The sequence below is a fragment of the Acinetobacter celticus genome, from assembly GCF_001707755.1.
Lineage (GTDB): Bacteria > Pseudomonadota > Gammaproteobacteria > Pseudomonadales > Moraxellaceae > Acinetobacter > Acinetobacter celticus.
The window spans coordinates 25,703-50,999 of record NZ_MBDL01000009.1 but is presented as its reverse complement, the minus strand read 5'-3'; the positions used below and the strand labels follow the sequence as shown (position 1 = coordinate 50,999).

Annotated in this window: 25 protein-coding genes; 17 read left to right on the top strand and 8 right to left on the bottom strand. The window is 38.0% G+C overall.

Annotated elements, in window-relative coordinates:
- Positions 1-98: 98 nt before the first annotated feature.
- From BBP83_RS07010 to gltS, 4 genes are all read left to right on the top strand, one after another.
- The gene (locus tag BBP83_RS07010) at positions 99-716 is read left to right on the top strand and encodes a hypothetical protein (RefSeq protein WP_068886904.1); all 618 of its coding nucleotides are present in this window, start codon (positions 99-101) and stop codon (positions 714-716) included.
- A 63-nt stretch (positions 717-779) separates the two neighbouring features.
- Positions 780-1,088: a putative phage abortive infection protein gene (locus BBP83_RS07005; RefSeq protein WP_068886902.1), complete on the top strand. Its 309-nt coding sequence runs from the start codon at positions 780-782 to the stop codon at positions 1,086-1,088.
- 302 nt (positions 1,089-1,390) lie between these two features.
- Positions 1,391-1,606 (top strand): hypothetical protein, encoded by a 216-nt coding sequence (locus BBP83_RS07000; protein WP_068886900.1) that lies wholly within the window; start codon positions 1,391-1,393, stop codon positions 1,604-1,606.
- 288 nt (positions 1,607-1,894) lie between these two features.
- On the top strand, positions 1,895-3,118 hold the full coding sequence (gene gltS, locus BBP83_RS06995; RefSeq protein WP_068886898.1) for a sodium/glutamate symporter: 1,224 nt from the start codon (positions 1,895-1,897) through the stop codon (positions 3,116-3,118).
- 260 nt (positions 3,119-3,378) lie between these two features.
- On the opposite strand, the gene BBP83_RS06990 is transcribed toward gltS, so the two are convergent.
- Positions 3,379-3,864 (bottom strand): Lrp/AsnC family transcriptional regulator, encoded by a 486-nt coding sequence (locus BBP83_RS06990; RefSeq protein ID WP_068886896.1) that lies wholly within the window; start codon positions 3,862-3,864, stop codon positions 3,379-3,381.
- Between the two features lie 493 nt (positions 3,865-4,357).
- Positions 4,358-5,218, bottom strand: coding sequence for an alpha/beta hydrolase family protein (locus tag BBP83_RS06985; protein ID WP_068886894.1), 861 nt, complete (start codon positions 5,216-5,218; stop codon positions 4,358-4,360).
- Positions 5,219-5,340: 122 nt separating this feature from the next.
- Between BBP83_RS06985 and BBP83_RS06980 the strand changes: the two genes are divergently transcribed.
- The gene (locus BBP83_RS06980) at positions 5,341-5,808 is read left to right on the top strand and encodes a hypothetical protein (RefSeq protein ID WP_068886892.1); all 468 of its coding nucleotides are present in this window, start codon (positions 5,341-5,343) and stop codon (positions 5,806-5,808) included.
- A gap of 126 nt (positions 5,809-5,934) precedes the next feature.
- Here the strand turns inward: BBP83_RS06980 and BBP83_RS06975 are convergent, their stop codons facing one another.
- Together BBP83_RS06975 and brnQ are read right to left on the bottom strand one after the other, a co-directional pair.
- Positions 5,935-6,165, bottom strand: coding sequence for a hypothetical protein (locus BBP83_RS06975; protein WP_068886890.1), 231 nt, complete (start codon positions 6,163-6,165; stop codon positions 5,935-5,937).
- Between the two features lie 551 nt (positions 6,166-6,716).
- On the bottom strand, positions 6,717-8,003 hold the full coding sequence (gene brnQ / locus BBP83_RS06970) for a branched-chain amino acid transport system II carrier protein (protein ID WP_068886888.1): 1,287 nt from the start codon (positions 8,001-8,003) through the stop codon (positions 6,717-6,719).
- A 361-nt stretch (positions 8,004-8,364) separates the two neighbouring features.
- Here brnQ and map point away from each other — a divergent pair, with 361 nt between their 5' ends.
- Positions 8,365-9,159, top strand: coding sequence for a type I methionyl aminopeptidase (gene map, locus BBP83_RS06965; RefSeq protein ID WP_068886886.1), 795 nt, complete (start codon positions 8,365-8,367; stop codon positions 9,157-9,159).
- A 250-nt stretch (positions 9,160-9,409) separates the two neighbouring features.
- Here map and BBP83_RS06960 read toward each other — a convergent pair whose 3' ends face one another.
- Positions 9,410-10,315 carry a LysR substrate-binding domain-containing protein gene (locus BBP83_RS06960; protein ID WP_068886884.1) on the bottom strand — a complete coding sequence of 302 codons (906 nt, stop codon included), beginning with the start codon at positions 10,313-10,315 and terminating at the stop codon, positions 9,410-9,412.
- Positions 10,316-10,559: 244 nt separating this feature from the next.
- Here BBP83_RS06960 and BBP83_RS06955 point away from each other — a divergent pair, with 244 nt between their 5' ends.
- On the top strand, positions 10,560-11,474 hold the full coding sequence (locus tag BBP83_RS06955) for a LysR substrate-binding domain-containing protein (RefSeq protein WP_068886882.1): 915 nt from the start codon (positions 10,560-10,562) through the stop codon (positions 11,472-11,474).
- A 17-nt stretch (positions 11,475-11,491) separates the two neighbouring features.
- Here the strand turns inward: BBP83_RS06955 and BBP83_RS06950 are convergent, their stop codons facing one another.
- Both BBP83_RS06950 and BBP83_RS06945 read right to left on the bottom strand, forming a co-directional pair.
- Positions 11,492-12,397 (bottom strand): alpha/beta fold hydrolase, encoded by a 906-nt coding sequence (locus BBP83_RS06950; RefSeq protein WP_068886880.1) that lies wholly within the window; start codon positions 12,395-12,397, stop codon positions 11,492-11,494.
- 24 nt (positions 12,398-12,421) lie between these two features.
- Positions 12,422-12,967, bottom strand: a complete 546-nt coding sequence (locus BBP83_RS06945; RefSeq protein ID WP_068886878.1) for a PadR family transcriptional regulator — start codon at positions 12,965-12,967, stop codon at positions 12,422-12,424.
- A 165-nt stretch (positions 12,968-13,132) separates the two neighbouring features.
- Between BBP83_RS06945 and BBP83_RS06940 the strand changes: the two genes are divergently transcribed.
- From BBP83_RS06940 to BBP83_RS06925, 4 genes are all read left to right on the top strand, one after another.
- Complete coding sequence (locus tag BBP83_RS06940) at positions 13,133-15,157, top strand: NADPH-dependent 2,4-dienoyl-CoA reductase (protein ID WP_068886877.1); 2,025 nt, start codon at positions 13,133-13,135, stop codon at positions 15,155-15,157.
- A 114-nt stretch (positions 15,158-15,271) separates the two neighbouring features.
- On the top strand, positions 15,272-15,679 hold the full coding sequence (locus tag BBP83_RS06935; protein WP_068886874.1) for a nuclear transport factor 2 family protein: 408 nt from the start codon (positions 15,272-15,274) through the stop codon (positions 15,677-15,679).
- A gap of 82 nt (positions 15,680-15,761) precedes the next feature.
- Positions 15,762-16,868 carry a YheT family hydrolase gene (locus BBP83_RS06930; RefSeq protein WP_068887642.1) on the top strand — a complete coding sequence of 369 codons (1,107 nt, stop codon included), beginning with the start codon at positions 15,762-15,764 and terminating at the stop codon, positions 16,866-16,868.
- Positions 16,869-17,024: 156 nt separating this feature from the next.
- The gene (locus BBP83_RS06925; RefSeq protein WP_068886872.1) at positions 17,025-17,915 is read left to right on the top strand and encodes a LysR family transcriptional regulator; all 891 of its coding nucleotides are present in this window, start codon (positions 17,025-17,027) and stop codon (positions 17,913-17,915) included.
- Between the two features lie 103 nt (positions 17,916-18,018).
- Here the strand turns inward: BBP83_RS06925 and BBP83_RS06920 are convergent, their stop codons facing one another.
- Entirely contained in the window at positions 18,019-18,456 is a 438-nt protein-coding gene (locus BBP83_RS06920) for an internalin (protein ID WP_068886870.1), read from the bottom strand.
- A 226-nt stretch (positions 18,457-18,682) separates the two neighbouring features.
- Here BBP83_RS06920 and BBP83_RS06915 point away from each other — a divergent pair, with 226 nt between their 5' ends.
- From BBP83_RS06915 to rodA, 6 genes are all read left to right on the top strand, one after another.
- Positions 18,683-20,320 carry a CTP synthase gene (locus tag BBP83_RS06915; protein ID WP_068887640.1) on the top strand — a complete coding sequence of 546 codons (1,638 nt, stop codon included), beginning with the start codon at positions 18,683-18,685 and terminating at the stop codon, positions 20,318-20,320.
- 31 nt (positions 20,321-20,351) lie between these two features.
- Complete coding sequence (gene kdsA / locus BBP83_RS06910) at positions 20,352-21,209, top strand: 3-deoxy-8-phosphooctulonate synthase (protein WP_068886868.1); 858 nt, start codon at positions 20,352-20,354, stop codon at positions 21,207-21,209.
- 64 nt (positions 21,210-21,273) lie between these two features.
- Positions 21,274-22,563 (top strand): phosphopyruvate hydratase, encoded by a 1,290-nt coding sequence (eno, locus tag BBP83_RS06905; protein WP_068886866.1) that lies wholly within the window; start codon positions 21,274-21,276, stop codon positions 22,561-22,563.
- Between the two features lie 15 nt (positions 22,564-22,578).
- Entirely contained in the window at positions 22,579-22,968 is a 390-nt protein-coding gene (locus BBP83_RS06900; RefSeq protein ID WP_068886864.1) for a septum formation initiator family protein, read from the top strand.
- On the top strand, positions 22,934-23,659 hold the full coding sequence (ispD, locus tag BBP83_RS06895; protein WP_068886862.1) for a 2-C-methyl-D-erythritol 4-phosphate cytidylyltransferase: 726 nt from the start codon (positions 22,934-22,936) through the stop codon (positions 23,657-23,659). The genes BBP83_RS06900 and ispD overlap by 35 nt, the downstream gene beginning before the upstream one ends.
- Before the next feature lie 90 nt (positions 23,660-23,749).
- Positions 23,750-24,886, top strand: coding sequence for a rod shape-determining protein RodA (gene rodA / locus BBP83_RS06890; protein ID WP_068886860.1), 1,137 nt, complete (start codon positions 23,750-23,752; stop codon positions 24,884-24,886).
- Positions 24,887-25,297 lie beyond the last annotated feature (411 nt).

The window sequence follows — 25,297 nt, the reverse complement described above, 5'->3', positions numbered from 1 at the left end:
TAGTTTAAAATAAGGGCTGATTAATTCAGCCCTTATTTATTGAAATATTGAAAAATAAATATAAAAATAATCGAAATTTTTAATTAAAGTATTATTTTATGTTTCTTGAAAAGAAAAACTTAAGACAGATTGTATATTTGCCATTTATTCTTTTATGTATAGGAATCCCATGGTTTTTATTTTGTATTTTTTTACAATATTTTTCTTTCGAAGTATGGGATGAAAAAAGTGAGTATATTGAAAATATTGGATATTTAGGTAGTTTTGTTTCTGGTGTGACAGCTTTGATTATTGTTGCTTTAACGGCCTTAGCAGTATATTTTTCTAATAAGGCATATAAACAAGAAATTGAAAGAGTGCAGCAACAGCGATTTGAAGATCATTTTTTTCATCTTTTAGAAATTCATCGTGAAAATGTAAAAATGATGGAAATTGATAAATTAGATGGCGGTTATATTTCAAGTAATAAGGCGATTCTTTGGATGTTTAGAGAATTGGTTTTGATTATAGAAATTTTTCAAATTAAATATAAAATCGATATTAATAATGTTAAGTGTGATTCAAAGATAGGAAAATTTATTAATTTTTATAGTGATAAACCTCTTTTTAAATCTTCATTAGATAGTGTTTATATAATTGAAATGGCTTTTTATTGTTTTTTCTTTGGTGCGGGGCAAAGATCTAATAGAACATTAAAATATTATTTGGATGAATGATTTTCAGAAAAAATTAATGTAGATGAGCTTATTGGTTTACTTTCAAATAATGCGTTTCGAGAATTGGTCAGAAATGAAAAAAAATTTAAATATAAAATTTTTGGAGGGCATCAGACACGTTTAGGTCATTACTATCGACATCTTTATCATACTACAAAATGGATTGATGCAGCTGAAATCTCAGGGAATGACAAGTATGAATATTATGTGAAAAAATTAAGAATCCAATTAAATACTTACGAACAAGCTCTATTAGCTATAAACAGTCTTACTATTTTTGGTAGTGATTGGAAAAAGTTTATTATGGATTATAAGTTAATCAAAAATCTTCCTAAAAATTTCTTTGATGATCAGACTGAGTTGGGGGGGTAGAAAAAATTTTGAAGGAAATTCAAAAAGATCTACCAGTTGAATTTGACAACTATTTTGAGTATCAGGAGCAAAAAATTGAAAAACTACAATAAATTTAAAATACAGAGATGATGAAACTTGGTGTTTTTTAGTACTTCCAAAACTAAATCATCGGTATTACGCATGATTTTAATCAATCAGACCAAGACTCACTTCGTCTGATTAATACTTTTTTATAGATATCGTTTGTTTCACTTTACAGTCCATCTAATAAATCGTTTAATCACCGCATGATTCAGTGATTGAAAAAGTTGATGTAGCAAATGGCAAAACAAGCACGGTTTTTATGTATTGGTGGATTCCTTAACGGATCAGCCGTGAAAGATCAAGGTGAAAGCTTTGAATGTATCGAGAAGTCAAAAAAAGTGACTTATCGAAAACTTGAAATTTTCCATCCAGATTCATGGGATGATTTTTACTATGTCTGTGAAAATACCACAGACAAACAAGCCAGAAATTGGGTGTATGACGTCGAATAGAATTGGTTGCTTATTTATCTATTTTAATGAAAAGCTCTAATTTTTTAATTGCTGATAATATGTGAAGATCGGTATTTTTGTATTACTAAAAAGTATCGGCCTCTTCCATATTTTTAATCTTTAATACTTCGTTTGTTTTAGTTAATTCACTATATTTACATAGATGTATTTTATAAATAGTCGTATTTGTACAAATAAAGTCTAGATAGCCTAAGAATAAAAATAAAATCTTGTCCAGAACTTACGATTCCGTTTAAAATTAATTAAGTAAGCATCAGTGGATACCTCATGAATTATCAATTAGATGCCTTTTTGACAATCGTTGTAGCAGTTTTTGTACTATTGATGGGGTATGTCGTCGTCAATAAGGTGAGTATTTTAAAAAAATACAATATTCCAGAACCAGTCGCAGGCGGATTAGTCGCGGCGGTAATTACCTATTTTTTATTTAAAAGTTTTAATATTACGGTTAACTTCGACGCAAATATTCAACAGGTTTTTATGTTGATGTTTTTTACCTCCGTCGGTTTGAGTGCGAGTTTGATTAAGCTTAAAGAGGGTGGAAAAGCACTTATACTCTTTTTGGCATGCGTTATTATTTTTGTATTATTACAAAATGTAGTCGGTGTTAGTCTTGCTAAAGTTTTAGGGTTAGACCCGCTGATTGGTCTTATTACAGGCTCAGTAACCTTAACTGGTGGACATGGTACAGCAGGTGCTTGGGGCGCTGTATTTGAACAAGAGCATGGCGTACAAGGCGCAGTTGTATTGGGCATGGCCAGTGCGACATTTGGATTGGTCATTGGCGGTATGATGGGCGGGCCAGTCGCTAAGTTTCTTATACGACGCTATAAGCTAGCGGAAGAAAGTTTACCGGAAACGGGTCGCAATGAAGCGCCACCTGCAGCACAAACAGCACCGTTCGAATACCCGGAAAAGACGCGTTTAATTACCGCAGATGATGCTGTAAAAACGCTGGGGATGTTTGCAATTTGCATTAGCTTTGCTTATTTCATGACGGCAATTGCCAAAGGGCAGTGGTTTGAGCTTCCAACTTTTGTTTGGGCGCTCATGTGTGGTGTAATCCTGCGTAATATTTTAGAACATGGTTTAAAAGTTCAAGTCTTTGACCGTTGCATAGATGTTTTTGGTAATGCCTCTTTGGCATTATTTTTGTCTATGGCTTTAATGTCATTACAGCTATGGTTGTTGGCAGATTTAGCAGGGCCACTGGTCATTATTTTAATCGTGCAAACCATTTTCTTAGCGTTATATTTGTATTTTGTGACGTTTCGTATTATGGGGAAAAATTACGATGCGGCTGTGCTTTGTGCAGGCCAATGTGGTGTAAATTTAGGTGCGACTCCAACTGCAATTGCTAATATTCAAGCGGTAACCAATACTTATGGGCCATCACATAAAGCCTTTTTAATTATTCCACTGACTGGTGCATTTTTTGTCGATATTGTGAATGCATTTGTAATCCAATTTTCAATTGGTATTTTGGGTTAATTTACTTGGTTTAAATGCCACAAAAATAAAAAAGCACTGTTCATTCGGTGCTTTTTTATGACCTATTTATTATAAATAGTCATATAAATCAATTGAAAATGAAATTTATAGGCAATAAAAAGCCCCATGGTTAGGGGCTAGTCGTATATAAGTCAAGCTCATATACTGTAGAGGCTCATCTCATACTAAGTGTATTAAAACATAAATTGGAAAAAATTACCGATTTAAAATAAAGAATTGAACGTTAAAAAAATAATAGATTATTCAATCATCATTAAATCAACTTTATTTTCAAGCTTTAAGGGACGTAAGGCAAAAATAGAACGGGTATGGCGGACCGCTTTCATTGAATAGAGATTTTTACGTAAAAAACGTTCGTAATGCTCAGAATTTTTTACGGCAACTTTCACTAAATAATCGTAATCGCCAGTCACTAAATGTGCCTCAACGACTTCAGGCATATTTGCTAAGGCATCACTAAATTCATTTAAAATTTCATCATCATGACGTTCTAAAGTAATTTCAATAAAGAACAGTTCATTAATTCCAATGGCTTTCGGATTAATATTGGCTGTATAGCCTTCAATGACGTTTAGGTTTTCTAGGCGTTTTAGACGTGTCCAGCAAGGCGATGACGATAAGCCAATTTTTTCAGCCAGTTCGGTTACGGTTAAGCGTCCATCTTGCCTAAGTTCGGAAAGAATACGTCGATCAGTTTTATCTAAAGTGTAAATATTTTCACTCATTTTATTTTCCTAAGGATAAATTTCTGAATAATGCTGTTATTTCGGAAATATTTATTAAAAACACCTCAAAATAGGCAAAAATAAGAGAAATATTTAAAGTCTGTTAAGATTAGAATGAATCTATCAAATCAAAACCATTTGGGAGATTGGTTTTGATTTTGCAAATAATACCTTTAAAGAGAAGGGTGCTTTTTAAGGGTATTATTTGCATACTCATCATCTAGCCTATTAAAAATTTAAGTTGATGATGACAGTATTTAGAACAAACTTAGAATACATCAATATAGAATAAAAAATTAAAGTGCTATTTTGCTTTCAATTATCATCTATTTAAAGCCTGTCTACAATTGAATTAAAAAAGTGGGCACAAAATATAGCGTTGATTAATCAATTAAATTTTTCATCTAAAAAAGTTTTATTTAAATAAAGCTATGATTACAAGGTTAATCGACCAAACCCGTTCATGACAAGTTTGGCTGACTATAAAAATAGCTTAGAGGTTTAATTGCTTTTCAATAAGCGGCCAAATATTTTGATGGCTCTTTTTAAACATCAGCATATGTCCAATGGCTTTGTGATTAAATTCACTCGGTTTTAATTCAAGCATTGTGGTTTGGGTATTTGGATATAAACGTAGTAAATCTTTGACATTAACTTCAGTGGCAATTTCATCATCGCTAGACCAAACCACGGTAATAGGGGTTTTAATGTCATGATGAAAATCTTCATGCACTGTTTTGCCAATGGCATTCGTGACATAACCAGGTTTTCCACAAAATTCTGCCCATTGACGTGCAACATCTTTGGGTAAGTTTTCCCCCATACCAATTGCGTTGGTCGGGCCATAGCCAATGGTCATACGGGCAATAGGAAATATCGCTTTAAACATGAGTGGGGCCAATAATTTTGTACGGCCTTTTAGACCTTTTACATGGCCACTTGACCCTGAAACAGCCACAACTTTAGCCACTTTTTCATGATTAGGTGCAAGACCAAGTAATTGTCCGCCAGCACTGTGGCCCAGTAGAAGGACTTTGGCTGCATGGGTTTTATTGAGCAATGCATTTATAGCGGCAGGGATGTCTAATTGACCCCATTGCACAATACTGGCTTCCGATTTGCTTAATGGCCCGTGCAATGAGTCACCAATGCCACGGAAATCGAACACTAAAACGTTGTATCCTTGTTCACTCAGCCATGTTGCAAAGCTATTATAAAATTGCTTGGTAATGCCTGTTGCAGGACAAATTAAAATAGGCAAACTTTTAGGGCTGTTTGATGAGTGACTATAAAAACGAGCGCTTAAGATGTAACCATCTTTACAGCAAATGTTAAATGCTTCAAATTGAGACATAGTGATCTCTATAAATATTAACTTCTATAAGTGTACTTTACACAAGTTCCAAATAGAAACTTGATTGATTTATGACTTTTAAGTCAGATCAATTTTTAATGACAAGGGAAATATAAAATCGTATGGATGCAATAGAACTGACAGCTTCGGTCAAATTGGGAATTCTTTTTAGTGGAATATTTTTATGGGTAGGAATGTTAACGGGCGTTTGGAAATATTGGCAAATTCGTCAATCAACGCAATCTCGTGCGCATTATTATGTCGATATTGCGCATAGAAGTAGTTTATTGTATGCACCTGCATCGCTTATTTTAGCTGTTTTGGCATATTTTTCTGCGTTTCAGGAATGGATTAATTGGCTGTGTATTGTTATTAACTTGGTTTTTTTCTCATTTTCTATTCTAAGTTATATTTTACATGGTTATTTAAAAGACACGACCAATCAGTTTAAAACACCCCATCAGTTGGGTGAAACAATGACTTTACCCAAGGGTTTGATGACTCTTGCCATGTTATTGCTGGTGATTAGTGAGGTAGGAGCGACAGCCATATTATTACTAGGGCTAAGTAAAAGTTTTTATGGTCAATAGAAAAAATAAAAGTAATACGAGATAGTTTTGAATAAATTTTTAGTGATCGTTTTTTGGAATTTTAGTCTTTCTTTTTCAGAGGTGGATGATAAGTCATCCACCTTTTTCATACTCTAATCAAATAAATTAGAGTGGTACTTGCTTGCGGTATTTTTCGTCAATTGCAGCCCATAAAAAGAACGCAAATGAGACAATTAACGCATAGCCAAAGTATTCAAGTCTTAAGTTTCCCTGCATTAAGCCATGAATCAATAACGTAAGCATCAACGCAATAGTGGTGCTTAAAAAGGTCACCATATTTTTATTGGCTTTGAGAGCGTTAATGAAAAATTCCTTATTGAAATGTATTGATAACATCTCCACCCCTCCTTTCGTTTTTTACTAAAACCCAATTGTTTTAGTAAGAATGACAATTACAGTTGTACTGCCTATTTCAAGGTATTTCAAGAGCAAGTGTCATTATTTTGTCATATATCTATGTTAGACCATAGTATATACATAATACCATTATAAATACAAAAAATACTTCATATTTTGAAACGGTATGTTTGAGCGAGATTAAAAATACAATTTTTCATCTCAAAATAGGATAAGCAAAATACATGCCAAGCATTTTTAATACGCGAAATAGATCAGTGTATATAGGATGTATGGATAAATTATGGGTAAAATGTAAGCGTTTTTAATACTAAGGTAATGAATTTTAATTATTTTTAATTTTATGCATCTAGATGTACTTATTGTAACGGTTCTTGTTTGGGTTATGTGGGGCTAGAGGTAAATTGTTGTTTGATTATTTGGACAGTGAGACCAATAAGAGCACATTTGGGTAAAATAGAGCAATTATAAGTCATTGATAGAAAATCTTCATTTGGGTAAAAATCCGATTTTAATGCATTATTAGAAGGTTATTTTCTAACTTTGTCGATCACTGTTGCAATAAGTAAAACAAGTGCAGATGGAATAAGCCAAGCCAAGTTTTGTTCACTCAAAGGTAAACTCTGTAACATCGCAGGTAATTCAAAACCAGCCACTTTTACGCCATCAAAAACACCAAAAACAAATGAAACTGCTGTGACAGGTGCAATAACATGTGATGGTTTATCCCAAAACTTGATGCAGAAACTCAGTAAAATAACCACAATGGCAGGTGGGTAAATTGCACTTAGTACAGGTACAGAGACAGCAATTAGTTTAGTTAAACCTAAGTTCGAAATGATGAGGGAAAAACCAACCAGAATAAAAACAAGTATTTTATATGGGATTTTTGTCAGGGTGGAGAAATACTCTGCACAGGCACAGGTTAGGCCAATTGCAGTCACCATACATGCAATAAAAATCATGGCAGAAAGGAAGTAAGCACCCATATCACCAAAAGCATGTTGCACATAGGCATGCAGGATAATTGCACCATTGGTTGCATTTGGAGCGAATTCGTGACTACCCATGCCTAATTTAAATAAGCTGAGATAAACCAGTGTTAAGCCAATACCAGAAATAATGCTGGCAATAACCGCATATTTCGTCACTAATTTTTTATCGCTTACACCGCGAGAAGTGATGGCTTTTACAATCACAATACCGAAGACCAATGCGCCTAAAGTATCCATGGTCAAATAACCATTCACAATACCTTCGGAAACAGGGCTAGCAATATAGTTGTTAATTGCAGGATGAATTTTTCCAACAGGAATGAAAAATGCAGATAGACCTAAAATGGCCAAACCTAAAATTTTCAACGGTGACAAAAAGTAACCAACAGTATCTAAAATTTTATTTGGATACAGAGAAACAAGCGTAACAAAAGAAAAATAGATAATACTGTAAATGAGTAAGCTACTAGATGAGTCGCCAAAATATGAAGAGAAACCAATTTCATAAGAAACAGTTGCTGTACGTGGTGTTGCGAATAAAGGGCCTACAGCTAAATAGCACACCACAGTCAGTAAAATACTGGCGAATTTACCAAGGGGTGAACTTAAAATTTGAATAGAGCCTTCAACGCGTGATAAAGCAACAATGGTAATAACAGGTAGACCAACGGCTGTGATTAAAAAACCTGCAGCCGCAAGCCATACATGTTCACCAGCTTGTTGAGCCACAATGGGTGGGAAAATGATATTGCCTGCACCAATGAAGAGGGCAAAGGTCATAAAACCTAAGGCAACAATATCCCTTGTACGGAGATTTGTCATAAAGATAAGAAAGGGAGAATCAATCGAAGGCCGTAATTTTAGTGCAATTGAACCAGATTTTGGAGTTTATTTAGGGGTATTATTCATTTTTTTTATAATATTCATACTCAACATATCATTCAGTAAATTTTAATTTGAATTATCTAATTGTTTTATCAGTAGGTAATGAAAAAAATGATGAATAGCGTGTTGTTATTGCAATGGATACTCGTTTCTTTGATATACAGTTGAGTGGAGATAAGTTGTTCAAGAATCTGCTTTTAATAAGCCGTGGGAAAGCTAAATTTAGAGACATAGACAGATAAAACAAAAAATATTGAAAAAGGCTATAATCAGGGCCATCTTATATGAGGATGTTGTAATGAAAGCTTCCAGTATCACAATTAAAACTGAGCAAGAGATCGAAAAGCTTCGTATTTCAGGACGTCTTGCTGCACAGGTTTTGGAGATGATCGGGGAGTATGTCAAGCCAGGTGTAACAACTGAATATTTAGATGATTTGTGTAATGATTTTATTGTTAATACTTTAAAAGTTGTACCCGCCAATGTGGGTTATTATGGCTATACCAAAACCACCTGTATTTCACCGAATGAAGTGGTTTGCCACGGTATTCCTTCAGCAAAAGTAATTTTAAACGATGGCGATATTATTAATATTGATGTCGCCATTATTAAAGATGGTTACTTTGGTGATACCAGTCGTATGTACTATGTGGGGAGCATTCAGCCCGAAGCCAAACGCTTGGTTGAAACCACGTATGAAGCAATGGTTGCGGGTATTCACGCAGTTAAGCCAGGTGCAACCTTAGGTGATGTTGGTCATGCTATTCAAACCGTGGCGCAGCGTGAAGGTTATACTATTGTCCGTGAGTATTGTGGGCATGGTATTGGTAAAGTTTATCATGAGCAACCTAGTGTCTTGCATTACGGTCAACCAGGCCAAGGGGTCATGCTTAAAAAGGGGATGGTTTTTACCATTGAACCCATGATTAATGCAGGCAAAGCACGTACTAAAGAATTGAAAGATGGTTGGACGGTTGTGACCGCAGATCGATCATTATCTGCGCAATGGGAACATATGGTGGTTGTTACGGAAGATGGTTTTGAATTGCTTTCTCCGTGGCCAGAAGGTACAGGTAGTTATTCTGCAATTTAAGGCGTTAAAATGCGCTAGACTTTAGTCGTGGAATGTTGACTTAAAATTGTACAAAGATGATTTAGCAATAAGTCTATTTTGAGAAACCCTGATTTATAGGGCTTTCAGATAAATAGTTACGCTGATTTAGAGCTATTTTCTATTTAACGAAAAGAAGTTTTATTTGTAATATAGTTCCAACAGATTCAGCTGTAGTTTCTGTATTTAAAGTTTTAGCTTATCCATGAATTTGGATAAGCTTTTTTTTGCCTTAAATTTTTGCAGGATTAAAACTTGCAACGAGATAGTCGATAAAGACCCGAACAGCAGGCAGTAAGCCACGGCGTGATGGGTAAACTGCATGTAAAATGCCGTGTGGTGCTTTCCATTCGGGTAAGACTCGGACTAATTCACCCGATTTTAAATAATCTTGCACGATGGAATCGGGGAGCAAAGCAATCCCACAATCCTGAGAAACCAACTGCGCTAACATGGTCAAATCGGAACCCATAATAATCGGGTTGACTCGAATTTTTTTCTGCTGGGATTGATCATCATGAACCACAATATGCTGATCTAGATGTTCATCGGCCATGCTGAGTATGCGGTGCTGGGTTAAATCTTCGGGTTGTTTAACGTCACCATATTGATTGAGATAGGCTTGACTGGCAAACAAATGTTGCTCTATCGCTTCAAGTTTTCGAATCACCAAATTGGGATCATCATCTAAGTTATCGCGCACCCGCAGTGCCAGATCAAAACCTTCATTAATAATGTCTACACGGCGGTTAGTGACCATCATTTGTACTTTAATTTCAGGGTACATTTTTAAGAAATTAGGCAAAATTTTAGTAATTTCATTTTGCGCAATGGACACGGGTAAGCTAATTTTAATGACACCACGTGGTTGAGTGCTTAAGTGATCGACTAAATCATGGGCTGCTTGGGCGGCATTCATCATCACTTGGGCATGACGATAGATATTCATGCCAATATCAGTGACTGCGAAATGTCGAGAACTGCGTTGAATTAAGCGAACGCCAAGCCGTTCTTCTAAATTATAAACACGCCGACTTAGTTTAGATTTGGGAATGTCTGTTGCCCGTTCAGCTGCGCTAAAACCACCATGTTCAACCACTTGGGCAAAACAATAAAAATCATCCAAATCGCTGAGCATTGTAATATTCCATATTTGCAACAATATTAATAAATTAGAGTTTATCGTTTTATTGTTGTCAAATGATATTTGTTATTCAAGTTGTTGTTGATTTTTTCAAGACTATAGTCGCGTTTGAAACAGGACGAAATGGACGTAGCATGTCGGCTCAAATTGGTGCATAAATTTGAATACTTAAAAATATAGGTTTATGCAGGGTTGATTTAAACACTATTGTGCAGGCCATAAACCATGAGGATTTGTCATGGAATTAAGACATTTACGCTATTTTGTTGCCGTGGTTGAAGAGCAGAGTTTTACTAAAGCTGCAGAAAAATTATTGATTGCACAGCCTCCGTTAAGCCGTCAAATTCAAAATTTAGAACAGGAATTGGGCGCGCTTTTATTTGAAAGAGGGAGTCGACCATTACGCCCAACAGTGATTGGCCGTTTTTTCTATCAACAGGCATTGAAACTTTTAGCCAATGCGGATGAGATTAAGCTCATTACGCAACGTGCGGGGATGACCGAAAGAACAATTCAAATTGGTTATAGCACATCTATATTGTGTGGGTTATTACCGCGTATTGTTTATTTGTTTCGGCAGCAATATCCACATTTGAGCGTTAAATTAACAGAGTTAAATGGGATTGAACAAATTCAGGCCTTAAAGGAGGGCCGAGTAGATGCTTGTTTTGGGCGAGTGAGAATTTCAGATCAGTCTGTAAAGCGGGTCATGTTGCGCGAAGAAAAGCTGATGGTGGCAGTACATTCGAGCCATCCCTTTGCTAATCAGCACCGCGCAATTTCACTCACAGAATTAAATGACGAGCAAATTTTTTCCTATCCATCACAAGCGGGTCTTGGGTATGCATCACAAGTGAAGTCATTGTTTTTAGAGTATGGTTTAGAACCGAAACGCTTTATGGTGCTTGATTGTTTGCAACAGTCATTGGGGATGGTGGCAGCCGGTGAAGGAATTTGTATTGTTCCTGAATCTGTCAAAATGATGCAATTTAGGCATGTGAACTATGTGCCTTTGGCCGACAGTGCGGCCGTGAGCCCAATTTATTTAATTGTCCGAAATGACGATGAAAGTCAATATACTCGCCCGTTGATTGACTGTGTTTATCAAGTATATGACTTAGAGGCTATTGAATATGACCGCCGTGTTTTTTAAATAAAATTCAGTTGGGGTCAAATGGCTTTTAAAAATACGCCAATTTCTTTGCTAAATTTAAATGGCTCACTGACTAGGGGCATATGTCCTGATTTTTCAAAAAGCACAGTTTTGGCCTGATTTAATTGGCTGGCAATGATTTTCTGCCCTTCGGCAGGATACAGTTTAGATTGCTCACCAATAAAAAAGGTTGCGGGTCGCTCTAAGCGACTTAGGGCCATACGGTAGTCTTCTTGATGATGCAAATAGTTGTTGATGTACCAAGCCAGATAATCTAAACGTTGAATAGGTAGGATAAAAGCTTGCAAGCGAGGGTGTTTTAGGCCGTGTTGAATTACAAATGGTGCAATTTTGCTACTGGCTTGTAAATTGATAAAAAAGAGCCAACTGTGTAATAGGCTTTCACGGTCTGTGCTATTTAACTGATCAATAAACACTGCGCTGGTGTTGCGTTGTAGCACAGCAGAAATATTTTCAAGAATACGAATAAACTCGGTATTGCGCGTACCAAATAACCCATAAGGCCAATCTGAATTTGAACGGATTGTTGGCGTTTGATCAATATGTAAGTAGTGATGGATTTTATCTGCAAATTGACCGTACTGCATACCATGCATAGCGGTTGTTGCCCCCATGGAATAGGCAATGACGCTATATTTCTCATGCGGTAACTGTAGCAACAAATTTTGAATATCACACCAATGGCTAGAAATTGCATCGAGGGGTGGAATTTTACATTGGCTTGAACCACCAAAACCACGCCAGTCTGGAATGATGAATTTAAACTGATTGCGATAGCGATATAAGAATGGATGCCACTGCCAGCTTTGCATGCCTAAGCCAGAGAGCACTAAAACAGGTTTTCCTTGACCATATTCTCTTACAAAAAGCTGTTCGCCATCTGGCATCCGGTAGTGTGGCATAGTCATTCCTTATTTATTTTTATTTCAATTGTTCTGATCAAACGCCTTCAGCGCGGGGATGAGTGTTTCTAGCCACTTTATCCAGCCTATTTCTAAATCTATACCCAATTGTAAAATGTGCTTATGAATAAATAGGGTGCGATCTTGCTCATTTGCTTGTGCAAAGTCTTTGGCAAAAATGGCTTGATAGAGTTTTAAATTATCTTGATGCAACTGTAAATGGCGTTCCAGTTCGGGCAAAACGGTATTTCCGCCAATTTGAGCTTCTGCACGTAGGCGCACCATCAATTCTTCACGTAACTGAGCCGGCGGGCTTTGTTTGACCATCCAGTTGGCCAATTCAGTACGACCTAAACGTTCTGCTTGATAAGTTTTTTTCCGGCTATTGGCATTATCATCTTCTATCGGGGAGATCCAGCCTTTTTGCTGCATGGCGCTGAGTTCACGGTAAATTTGTTGATGCGTTGCATTCCAAAAAAAGCCCATGGAGCGGTCAAAACGGCGTGCAAGCTCAATTCCAGTACTTGGCTTTTCAATTAAACTGGTCAGTAAGACATGAGCGAGGGACATAGAGTACTGCTTATATTTTTTAACAAGTTTTATTATGCAACATGTTGCATAAAAATCAAATCTCGAATATAAAAGTATGCAACAAGTTGCATTAATTGCTGTGGTTAAAAATATGCCACAGTCTGCATAAAAACAGCCAGCACATAAGCACGCTAAGGAGAGAATATGTCTAACTATCCAAACTTACTAGAACCATTGGATTTAGGCTTTACCACATTAAAAAACCGCGTATTGATGGGGTCAATGCATGTGGGTTTGGAAGAAGCACCGGGGGGATATGATCGCATGGCCGCATTTTATGCAGAGCGTGCGAAAGGCGGCGTGGGTCTGATTGTGACGGGAGGGATTTCCCCAAATGACGCGGGCTTAACTTTTATGGGGGGAAATAAATTAGATACCCTTGAAGAAGCTGAAAAGCATAAAGTGGTTACACAAGCTGTACATGCAGAAGGCGGTAAAATTGCCTTACAAATTTTACATACGGGTCGTTATTCATATCAGGCCGATAACGTTGCACCATCTGCCATTCAAGCACCAATTAACCCTGTAAAGCCACATGCACTAAGTTCTGCAGAGGTGAAACAAACCATAGCGGACTTTGTAAACTGCGCCAAGCTTGCCCAGTATGCAGGTTATGATGGTGTGGAAATTATGGGCTCGGAAGGCTATTTAATTAATGAGTTTATTGCTGCGCGTACCAACCACCGTGATGATGAATGGGGTGGCAGTTATGAAAACCGTATTCGTTTTCCAATTGAAATTGTAAAGCGCACACGTCAAGAAGTGGGTGAAAACTTTATTATTATTTACCGTTTGTCGATGCTTGATTTGGTTGATGGTGGTTCAACTTTTGATGAAGTGGTGCAACTTGCAAAAGAAATAGAAAAAGCTGGTGCAACCATTATTAATACAGGAATTGGTTGGCATGAAGCTCGTATTCCAACCATTGCGACGAAAGTACCTCGTGCTGCATTTACATGGGTAACGGAAAAGCTGAAAGGCTTGGTCAATGTTCCTTTAATTACTTCAAACCGTATTAATACCCCAGAAATGGCAGAGCATATATTGGCTTCGGGCCATGCAGATATGGTGTCGATGGCGCGCCCATTATTGGCAGATGCATTTTTTGTAGAAAAGGCAGTGCAAGGTCGCAGTGATGAGATTAATACCTGCATTGGTTGCAACCAAGCTTGTTTAGATCATATTTTCTCAATGAAAATAGCCACCTGTTTGGTCAACCCACGTGCCTGCCATGAAACAGAATTACTCTTTAAAGAAGCTTCTCAAGAAAAAAATATTGCGGTGATTGGTGCAGGCCCAGCTGGTTTAAGTTTTGCAACCTATGCGGCCGACCGTGGGCATAATGTCACAATTTATGATGCATCAAACCAAATTGGTGGGCAGTTTAATATTGCGAAAACCATTCCAGGAAAAGAAGAGTTTTATGAAACGCTGCGTTATTTCAAACGCAAAATTGAATTGCAACCACGTATAAAATTGGTACTGAATCATACGGTAAGTTATGACGAATTGGCGAAGTCTGATTTTGATGAAATTGTGGTAGCGACTGGGGTTACACCACGCCAGTTACAGATTGATGGAATTGATCATCCTAAAGTATTGAATTACTTAGAAGTGCTTAAAGAACGTAAACCCGTAGGTAAGCGTGTTGCGATTATTGGAGCAGGTGGTATTGGTTTTGATACAGCCGAATACCTAAGCCATGACGGTGAAAGTGGCAGTTTAAACCCAGAGAAATTCTATGATGAATGGGGAATTGATACATCATATGCACATGTGGGCGGTTTAAAACAGCCAACTATAGAACAGTCTGAACGTGAAATTTATTTGCTACAACGTAAAGCGGTTTCTGTTGGGGCAGGTTTAGGTAAGACCACGGGTTGGATTCATCGTACAGGACTTAAAAATCGCGATGTAAAAATGATTGCTGGAGCCAGTTACGACAAAATTGATGATCAAGGTTTACATATTACTGTGAATGATCAACCGAAAATTATTGAAGTAGACAACGTGATTATTTGTGCAGGTCAGGAGTCTTTTACTGCCATGTATGAGCAGTTAAAAGCCGATGGCAAAAGTGTACATTTAATTGGTGGTGCCAAAGAAGCGGGCGAGTTAGATGCGAAGCGTGCAATTCGTCAGGGTGCAACATTGGCTGCAGTTATTTAAGCAAGGACGTTTTTACGTTTAGATAAAGCGCGTTTAGAGGGGTTTGGATGAAATAAATCCCTCTCAAGGTGTCTTATCACTCCATTCAAAAAAATGAATAGAAAGGAATACATTATGGGTTTTAGTCAAACACAGGCATCTGTTCAAAAATGGCATCAAATGTTAGAAAGCCGTGATATGAGTATTTTAGATGAGTTATTAGCGGAAGATGTGATCTTTCGTTCTCCAATTGCGCACACGCCTTATCCGGGGAAACAAGTGGTCACCTTTATTTTGACCAATGTGATTCAAATTTTTGAAAACTTCACTTATTACCGTGAATTTTATACTGAAGATCAGCAAAGTGTGGTGCTAGAGTTCTCTGCTAATGTGGGAGAGAAAAAGCTAAAAGGTATAGATATGATTCGCTTTAATGAAGCAGGTCAAATTGTAGATTTTGAAGTGATGATCCGCCCAAAAAGTGGTTTAGAAGCCTTAGCCGCGCAGATGGGGCAACGGATGGCAGCTTTTGCGCCAAAATAATTCGCCTAAGTGGATTGATCAAATTAAAGTTGTGCATGGCGTGTATAGGGCGTCGTTCGGCCAAAGTGTAAAAGGTGGTTTCATGAAAAGTGTGTTAAATAAAGTCAGTCACCGTGCATTTTCGGTGTTTGATCAGATCATCGGTGCAGAACAGCCGAAACTTTATTTTAATCCACAAGGAGAATTTAAAGCGATCTTTGACAAGCTACCCCAGCTTCATCGTAAATATAGGCCTACGCCGTGGCTGTCGAATACACATGCACACTTATTGTATTTTGATGTGATTAAAAAACGCAGTATTCGCTTAAAATATGATCAAATTGACCAGCTGACGATGCAGGATGGTGGGGTAACAGGAGTCGCATGGTTCGGTCTAGATTTACCAAGTTCTGTACCAACCATTGTGGTTATGCACACTATTACAGGTACGCCTGAAAGTATGCGCGAATTGGTGCAAGATTTGAACCAATATACTGGTTGGCGAATTGCACTGTGTTTGCGTCGCGGACATGCCGACTTACCAATGCCCATTCCTAAAATGAACTTGTTTGGTTCAACGGATGATTTACGTGAACAACTGGCATTTATTCAACAAAAATATCCAGACGCCGAATTGTATGGACTAGGGTCATCTGCGGGAACGGGGCTTTTGGTTCGCTATTTGGGTGAAGAAGGCGCAAACGCACCCTTTAAAGCAGCATTTGCGTTATGCCCTGGCTATAATACTGAACTGGGTTTTGAAAATGTGCATCCGTTTTACAGTAAAATAATGACCAAGAAACTATTTCAAAAATTTATCCAACCTTATGCTGAAACGTGGCAAAACACAGCCTCTTTAGAGCGTGTTTTACAGTCCAAAACACTGTTAGATTTTGAACAGACTTATTTTGAAATGGCAGGGTTTAAGGATTACAGCAGCTATAATCAGTCTACAAACCCAATTTATGTTTTTGAAAAGGTCGATATTCCGCTTTTAGTCTTGAATGCAGAAGATGATCCCGTTTGCCATATTCACAATTTTGAACCTTATAAAGCTATCGTTCAGCGCATGCACAGTGTGGCAGTCATCACGACAAAAAAAGGCAGCCATTGCGGGTTTTACGAAGGACTTACGGAAACCCATTCTTGGGCGTCTCGTCTGGCTGCAGATTTCTTTTTGTTAAATGCCTCTAAACACAGTAAAAAATAAATCGATAATCTCGATAATAATTAAAGCCAGTCATTTGCGGAAGTGACTGGCTTTATTTTGTTAAATGAATGAGGCTATTTTGCAGATTTTATCCTTGCTAAAAAATGCGGTAATTTGCAAAATATTATTGATTAAAAATCAAGAGTGCGAGCGTGGATGAAATCTACAATTGAAGAATTACAAGCCTTTGTCACTATTGTTGATAGTGGCTCTATTGTTATGGCTGCTGAGCGTTTGGAGCAGACCGCTTCGGGTGTGAGTAGGGCCTTGCAACGCTTAGAGTCAAAATTGAATGTGACCTTATTAGAACGAACCACCCGAAAATTAAAATTAACTCAAGAAGGGCAATTGTTTTTAACCAAAGCGCGCAAAATATTGAATGAACTGGCAGAGGCAGAGGATTCGTTACTGAAATCCGATGAAGATATTTCAGGGCTTATTCGTATAGATTCTGCAACGCCTTTTATTTTGCATGTGATTGTGCCGTTAACGCGGGAATTTATGCAGAAGTATCCAAATGTTCAAATTGAATTAAATAACCATGATCAAGTCATTGATTTGCTCGAACATCAAACGGATGTCGCTATTCGGTTTGGTGAGTTAAACGATTCAACATTACATGCAAAACTCCTTTGCCACAGCCGTTTATATATTGTAGCCAGTCCACAATATTTAGCGCAGTATGGTGTACCTAAGCAAGCTGTAGATTTATTAACGCATGATTTAATTGGGTTTAGCCAAGTACAACATTTAAATACATGGCCCATTAGCACGAATGGTAAAGCTTTTGTATCACGTCCAAAAGTAAAGGCTTCAAATGGCGAAACCGTTCGTCAGCTTGCATTGGAAGGTGTTGGTATTACTTGCCTTTCACGTTTTTTGGTACAAGATGATTTAATAGAAGGACGTTTGGTGGCGTTGTTTGAGGATCAAATCGAATTGCATTACCAGAAGATTCACGCCGTATATTATTTGCAAGAACATTTGCCTAAACGTGTGCGGTTATTTATTGAATTTTTAGCAGAAAAGTTAAAACCATATCTTTGAGTTATTTTGATAAATCGATCGATAAAAATACCTTATAAAGATATATTGTCATTAAAAAAGCCCAGTATATTAAACTGGGCTTTTTTTTAGGGAAATTAATAAATTAATTTCCAAGTGCAGGTGTGGCAGCAGCAATAGCGGCGGCAACAGCATCATCTTCAGATTGCGCTGAACCACTGTTTTGCTTAGGTGTAACAGGGGCAGGTTTGCTTTCTGCTTTCGGTGCTTCAGCCTTTGGTGTGACTGTCGGTTTTGGTGCTTCTACAGGAGCAGTCACAGGCGTTTGAACTTCACGGCGCACTTCGGTCGTCGTATTTGGTGTTTCTTCACGAATAATTTCAGTGTGAGACGGTGTAGGCTCAATTTCTTGCGTATCGGTTGCATCTAAAGGCTCGAATTGAGCTGGTTCAGCAGGCATAGCTTCAGAAGGAGCAGTTTCAACTTGTTCTTGCTCTTCTTGCTTTGGCTCTTCTTTTTTTACACAGGCAGTAATGAGTAAAGCTGCTGCAATTGCACTGCAAATTAAAAGTTTTTTATTCATAATTACACAAAAGTAAGCGTTAAACAGATATGCATATTATAACCATAAAATAGAAGATGGAAATCATGGAAATTTAAGCTAAATTTTTATTGGAAATGCTGATAGAATAACCAATTGTTTATTGTTCTTTGAATTGCTGCGGAATGACTTTGCATTATTAGTGCAAGGTAAAGTAAAATTGCGCAACATTGCAGGCCTATTTTGGCTCGATTGTACGAGAAACCCAATGACCCATTTTATTTTCGTTACTGGTGGTGTAGTTTCATCACTAGGTAAAGGTATTTCTGCTGCTTCAGTTGCTGCACTTTTAGAGGCTCGTGGTTTAAAAGTAACCATGGTTAAAATGGATCCATACATTAATGTCGATCCAGGAACAATGAGCCCGTTCCAGCATGGTGAAGTTTTTGTCACAGAGGATGGTGCCGAAACTGACTTAGACTTGGGTTATTACGAACGTTTCTTGCGTCGTGCAAAAATGACCAAGTTAAATAACTTCACATCAGGTCGTGTGTACCAAGACGTTTTAAATAAAGAACGCCGTGGTGACTACCTTGGTGGTACAGTCCAAGTTATTCCACATATTACGGACAATATTAAAGAGCGTGTACTTCGCGCAGGCGAAGGCTATGATGTTGCGATCGTAGAGATCGGCGGTACAGTAGGTGACATTGAATCTCTCCCATTCATGGAATCTGTACGTCAGCTCATGGTTGAACTTGGCCATAAGCGCACGATGTTAATGCACTTAACGTTACTGCCTTATATTAAGTCTGCTGCTGAGCTTAAAACTAAGCCGACACAGCACTCGGTTAAAGAATTGCTTTCAATTGGTATTCAGCCAGATATTTTAATCTGTCGTACTGAATATGATGTTGATGCAGACACGACACGTAAAATTGCGTTATTTACCAACGTAGAAGCGCGTGCAGTTGTCGTGTGTAAAGATGCACGTTCAATTTACCAAATTCCACGTACATTCTATGAACAAAACGTCGATGATTTAATCTGTGAACGTTTTGGTTATGATCTTCCTGAAGCTGATTTAACAGATTGGGATAACGTTGTAGAAGCATTGTTGAATCCTGAATACACAGTGCGTGTTGCGATGGTTGGTAAATATGTAGAACTTCCAGATGCTTATAAATCTGTAAACGAAGCACTTCTACATGCAGGTATTAAAAACCGCGTTAAAGTTCAAATTGACTATGTCAATGCTGAAGAGCTTGAAAGCCAAGATGTAAGTGAAGTACTTAAAGATGCAGATGCAATTTTAGTACCTGGTGGTTTTGGTGAACGTGGTACAGAAGGGAAAATGCAGGCGATTAAATTCGCACGTGAAAACGGCGTACCATTCCTTGGCATTTGTTTGGGTATGCAATTGGCTGTAATTGAATACGCACGTAATGTTGCCGGTATTCCAGATGCAACCTCTACTGAATTTAACCGTTCAACTAAATCTCCGTTGATTGGTTTAATTACGGAATGGCTAGATGAGCGCGGTGAAGTTCAGCAACGTAGTGTTGAATCTGATCTTGGTGGAACTATGCGTCTAGGTGCTCAGAAATCTGAATTGGTTGAAGGCACAAAAACGTGTGAAGTGTACGGTAGTGATGAAATTATCGAACGTCACCGTCACCGCTATGAAATGAATAATCGCTACATTCCAGTGCTTGAAGAAAAAGGCATGAAAATTTCAGGTTATTCTCCAATTCAGCGCTTAGTGGAAACAGTTGAAATTCCTCAACATCCTTGGTTCATTGCTGTACAATTCCATCCAGAATTTACAAGTTCACCACGTGATGGTCATCCGTTATTTGCTAGCTTTATTGATGCTGCTAAAAAGCAGTACCAAAAAACTAAATAATACGTTTGCAGAATAAAACTAGGAAGTTTAAATGTCACAACTAAAACCACAAGAAATTGTACGTTTGGGCGACATACAAATGGCAAACCATTTGCCATTTGTTTTGTTCGGCGGTATGAATGTACTCGAGTCTAAAGACTTGGCTTTTGAAATTGCAGAGACTTATGTCGATATCTGTACGCGTTTGGGTATCCCTTATGTATTTAAAGCCAGCTTTGACAAAGCCAACCGTTCAAGCTTGAACTCTTTTCGTGGCCCAGGTCTAGAAAAAGGTCTTGAGTGGTTAGCTGACATTAAAAAACATTTCAATGTGCCTATTATTACTGACGTACATGAGCCGTACCAAGCGGCTCCTGTTGCGGAAGTTGCGGACATTATTCAGTTACCGGCTTTTTTAAGTCGCCAAACTGATCTGGTCGAAGCAATGGCAAAAACTGATGCCATCATTAATATTAAAAAAGCACAATTCCTAGCACCGCATGAAATGCGTCATATTCTAAATAAATGTTTAGAAGCAGGAAATGACAAACTCATTTTATGTGAGCGAGGTTCAGCATTTGGCTATAACAACTTAGTTGTAGACATGCTTGGCTTTGACCACATGAAAGAAATGAATGTGCCAGTATTCTTTGATGTTACCCATGCGCTTCAAACGCCAGGTGGCCGTGCAGACTCTGCGGGCGGACGTCGTGCCCAAATCACGACACTTGCACGTGCAGGTATGGCGACAGGTTTAGCGGGTTTATTCTTAGAAGCACATCCAGACCCAGAACATGCAAAGTGTGATGGGCCATGTGCTTTACGCATGTCTCAGCTTGAACCATTTTTGGCGCAACTGAAAGAATTAGATACTTTAGTGAAAGGCTTTCAGAAGCTAGACACACACTAAATTAGATTTACATTGATGCGTCTTTTGGGCGCATCGTCTTTATTAATCAACTGAGGAACTGTTCATGAGTCAAATCGTTGACATTCGTGCACGTGAAATTTTGGACTCTCGTGGTAACCCTACCATTGAAGCTGACGTAATCTTAGCCTCTGGCGTTGTAGGCCGTGCATGTGCACCTTCTGGTGCTTCAACTGGTTCTCGTGAAGCTTTAGAACTTCGTGACGGCGATAAAGCGCGTTACTTAGGTAAAGGCGTTCGTACAGCAGTTAACAACGTTAACACGCTGATTCGTGATGCTTTATTGGGTAAATCAGTATTCGAGCAAAAAGACATTGATAACACAATGATCACGCTTGATGGAACTGAAAACAAAGAAAAATTGGGTGCTAATGCGACTTTAGCTGTTTCTTTGGCTGTTGCACGCGCTGCAGCGGACGAGAAAAAAACACCATTGTTCCAATATATTGCAGACTTACGCAATAACTCTATCTTGACGATGCCTGTACCAATGATGAATATCATCAATGGTGGTTCGCATGCAGATAATAATGTTGATATTCAAGAGTTTATGATTGAGCCTGTAGGCTTCACTTCATTCTCTGAAGCATTACGCGCTGGCGCAGAAATCTTCCATTCTCTAAAATCAGTTTTAAACAAAAAAGGTTTAAACACTGCAGTTGGTGATGAAGGTGGTTTTGCACCAAACCTTCGTTCTAACGAAGAAGCAATCACTGTTATTCTTGAAGCCATTGGTCAAACAGGCTACAAAGCTGGTTCTGATATTATGCTTGCGCTTGATTGTGCATCTTCAGAATTCTACAAAAATGGTCAATATATTCTTGCAGGCGAAGGCAACAAAGCATTCACAAGCAATCAATTTTCTGACTATTTAGCAGGTCTTGTAAACCAATATCCAATTATCTCAATTGAAGATGGTTTAGATGAGTCGGATTGGGAAGGTTGGTCTTACCTAACTTCTATTTTAGGCGATAAAATTCAATTGGTTGGTGATGACTTATTTGTTACTAATCCAAAAATTTTACAGCGCGGTATTAATGAGAAAGTAGGTAACTCTATTCTGATTAAATACAACCAAATTGGCACATTGACTGAAACTCTAGATGCAATCTATCTTGCGAAAGCAAATGGTTACTCGACTGTGATTTCACACCGTTCAGGCGAAACAGAAGATTCTACAATTGCAGATCTTGCTGTGGGTACTGGCGCAGGTCAAATCAAGACAGGTTCACTGTGTCGTTCTGACCGTGTTGCAAAATATAACCAATTACTTCGTATTGAAGAATTGACTAATGCTGCATATCGCGGTAAAGCTGAGTTTAAAGGTTTAAACTAAGCGTCCATGCTATCTATGCTAAATGTATTTGACTCCAAAGTGAGTAAAGCATTGTTGGGCCTTGCGATCATTTTGATCGCAGGGTTTCAATATATATATTGGTTCGGTGAAGGCGGTCATAACGATCACCAGAAACTGTCACAGAAAGTTCAACAACAGATTGAGCTGAATGCAGAATTAAAAGAACGGAACCGCGTTCTTGCAGCAGAAGTATATGATTTAAAAAATGGTGTTGAAGCCATTGAGGAACATGCACGTTTAGACTTAGGTTTGCTTAAACCTCATGAAACTTTTGTGCAGATGAGTACGGTCAGTACTCAATATAAACCAATTTATATTGATCCAAATTCTAAAGAAGATTTACGCACCAATGAAGAGCCAGTTGAAGCACCACCAGAGCCTTAACTTGTGGGCGATTATTCCAGCAGCTGGGTCGGGTAGCCGATTTTCTAAATCTGAACTGAAGCAGTATCAGGTCATCCAAAATAAAACGGTATTAGAGCATACAGTTTCAAGGTTGAATCAATTGCCTTTAGCCGGTTATGTGCTTGCTGTGGGCGAACAAGATACATTCGCCAAAACTTTGAATTTTGATCATTCAGATAAAGCGCATTTTTGTTTGGGCGGTGCAGAGCGCGTTAACTCTGTGTTAAATGCATTAAGTTATTTATCGACACTTGCCTCTGAAGATGATTGGGTGCTTGTGCATGATGCAGCGCGTCCATGTGTTACGCAAGACTGTTTAAATCATTTGGTACATACAGCAGTTGAAACTGGAAAAAGCGCGATATTGGCCATTCCTGTACGAGACACACTGAAACGCGTTGAAGTTGGGGTTACAATTGATCAAACAGTTGATCGATCTAAACTTTGGCAGGCGCAAACTCCACAAATAGCTCAACTGGGCGTGTTAAAAAAAGCAATTGAGCAAGCGGTATTGTCACAAGCAAATATTACAGATGAAGCCAGTGCTTTAGAATATGTGTCCGAGTCCGTACAGGTTGTACAAGGGCGTTCTGATAATATTAAAATTACTTATCCAGATGATTTGGAATTGGCAAAACTAATTTTAGCGTCTCAGTCGCTGTCTCATTAAATAAATCTAGAATAATTTTGACCACATCGGTTTATTCTGTGTGGCTTTAACTTATAATTTGCCCACTATATTTTTAAATACGCATCGCAAATGATCCCTTCACAGCAGTATCGGTTTTTACGCCATTCCGCCAGAGATGGACTTAGTATAAAACACGATTCTTCGCGCTGGGCTAAATTACATTTAGATCCATGGTTGCTCTGTTTCCTTATTTTAAATGCCGTTTTGGGTTTAATGGTGGTATACAGCGCAACAGCCGGAAGTACGGATATGGTACTGCGCCAAGCAACGAGCTTTGGTGTGGGCTTTATTATTATGTTTCTATGCGCGCAAGTACCTCCTAAAGTTTATCAAGCGATAAGTCCATATTTATATATTTTTGGCTTGTTCATGCTAATTTTGGTTTTGGTGGTTGGTGAAACCCGTATGGGCGCAAAGCGTTGGATTACCATTCCAGGCATTGGGAGTATGCAGCCCAGTGAAGTGATGAAGTTTGCTATGCCATTGATGATGGCTTGGTATTTTGCGAATCGCTCATTCCCACCTAAGTTTTTACATATCATTGTGGCTTTAGTCATTATGATGATGCCATTTCTTTTGGTGGCATTACAGCCCGATTTAAACATTGGCTTGATTATTCCGGGTATTTTTGTCTTGTTCCTTAGTGGGATGTCATGGCGACTCATTGCAGGTGCAATGGTTGCATTGGCGGTTATGGCACCTTTGCTATGGATGTTCTTTTTACAGGAATATCAAAAAAAGCGAATTGTGACATTGTTTGATCCAGAGTCAGATGCTTTAGGCGCTGGTTGGAATATTATTCAGTCTAAAATTGCGATTGGTTCTGGTGGTCTGACAGGTAAGGGTTTTACTGAAGGGACGCAATCGCATTTGGGTTATTTACCAGAACATCATACTGACTTTATCATGTCTACTTATGCTGAAGAGTTTGGCTTTGTTGGTGTTTTTCTGCTTTTTAGCTTATTTGCTGCAATTATTATTCGTTGTTTAATGATTGCGATGGATAGCTTTCATAATTTTGGTCGATTATATGCAGGGGCGACTGGCTTAACCTTTTTCTTCTTTGTTTTTTTAAATTCAGGCATGGTGAGTGGTATTTTACCTGTAACAGGTGACCCTTTACCGTTAATGAGTTATGGCGGTACAGCGGTTATTGGTATGCTGGCAGGCATGGGAATTGTGATGTCCATTCACACACATCGCTAAGAGCAAATTTTTTAAAAGCGGGAGTAATTTCCCGCTTTTTTATTGGCGATAATAAAGTGGGCTTTATATGAATAATCATTTAAAAAAAATACATTCTCGATGTTTAGAACAGGAATGTTTTTCTTACATTGACCCTTGTTTATAGTATTGGTTGAGTCAGTGTTTTTAGTTATTCAGGGCTGAACTCTACCTTTTTAAATGAGATATTAGGGGTTCATTGGGTTGCTAAAAAGGTATTTTGTAGCGAGGTGTACTTCACTCGAAACTGGTCAAATTTCTTTTATTGACGAACTGGTAGAAACTTTAATTTTAAAGTCACCTTGCTTCGAACAGTTGCGGGTAGCATTTAGACATATATCAAATAATGTAATGAATTTAAAAAATGCCAGTCAATTTATTCACTGACTGGCA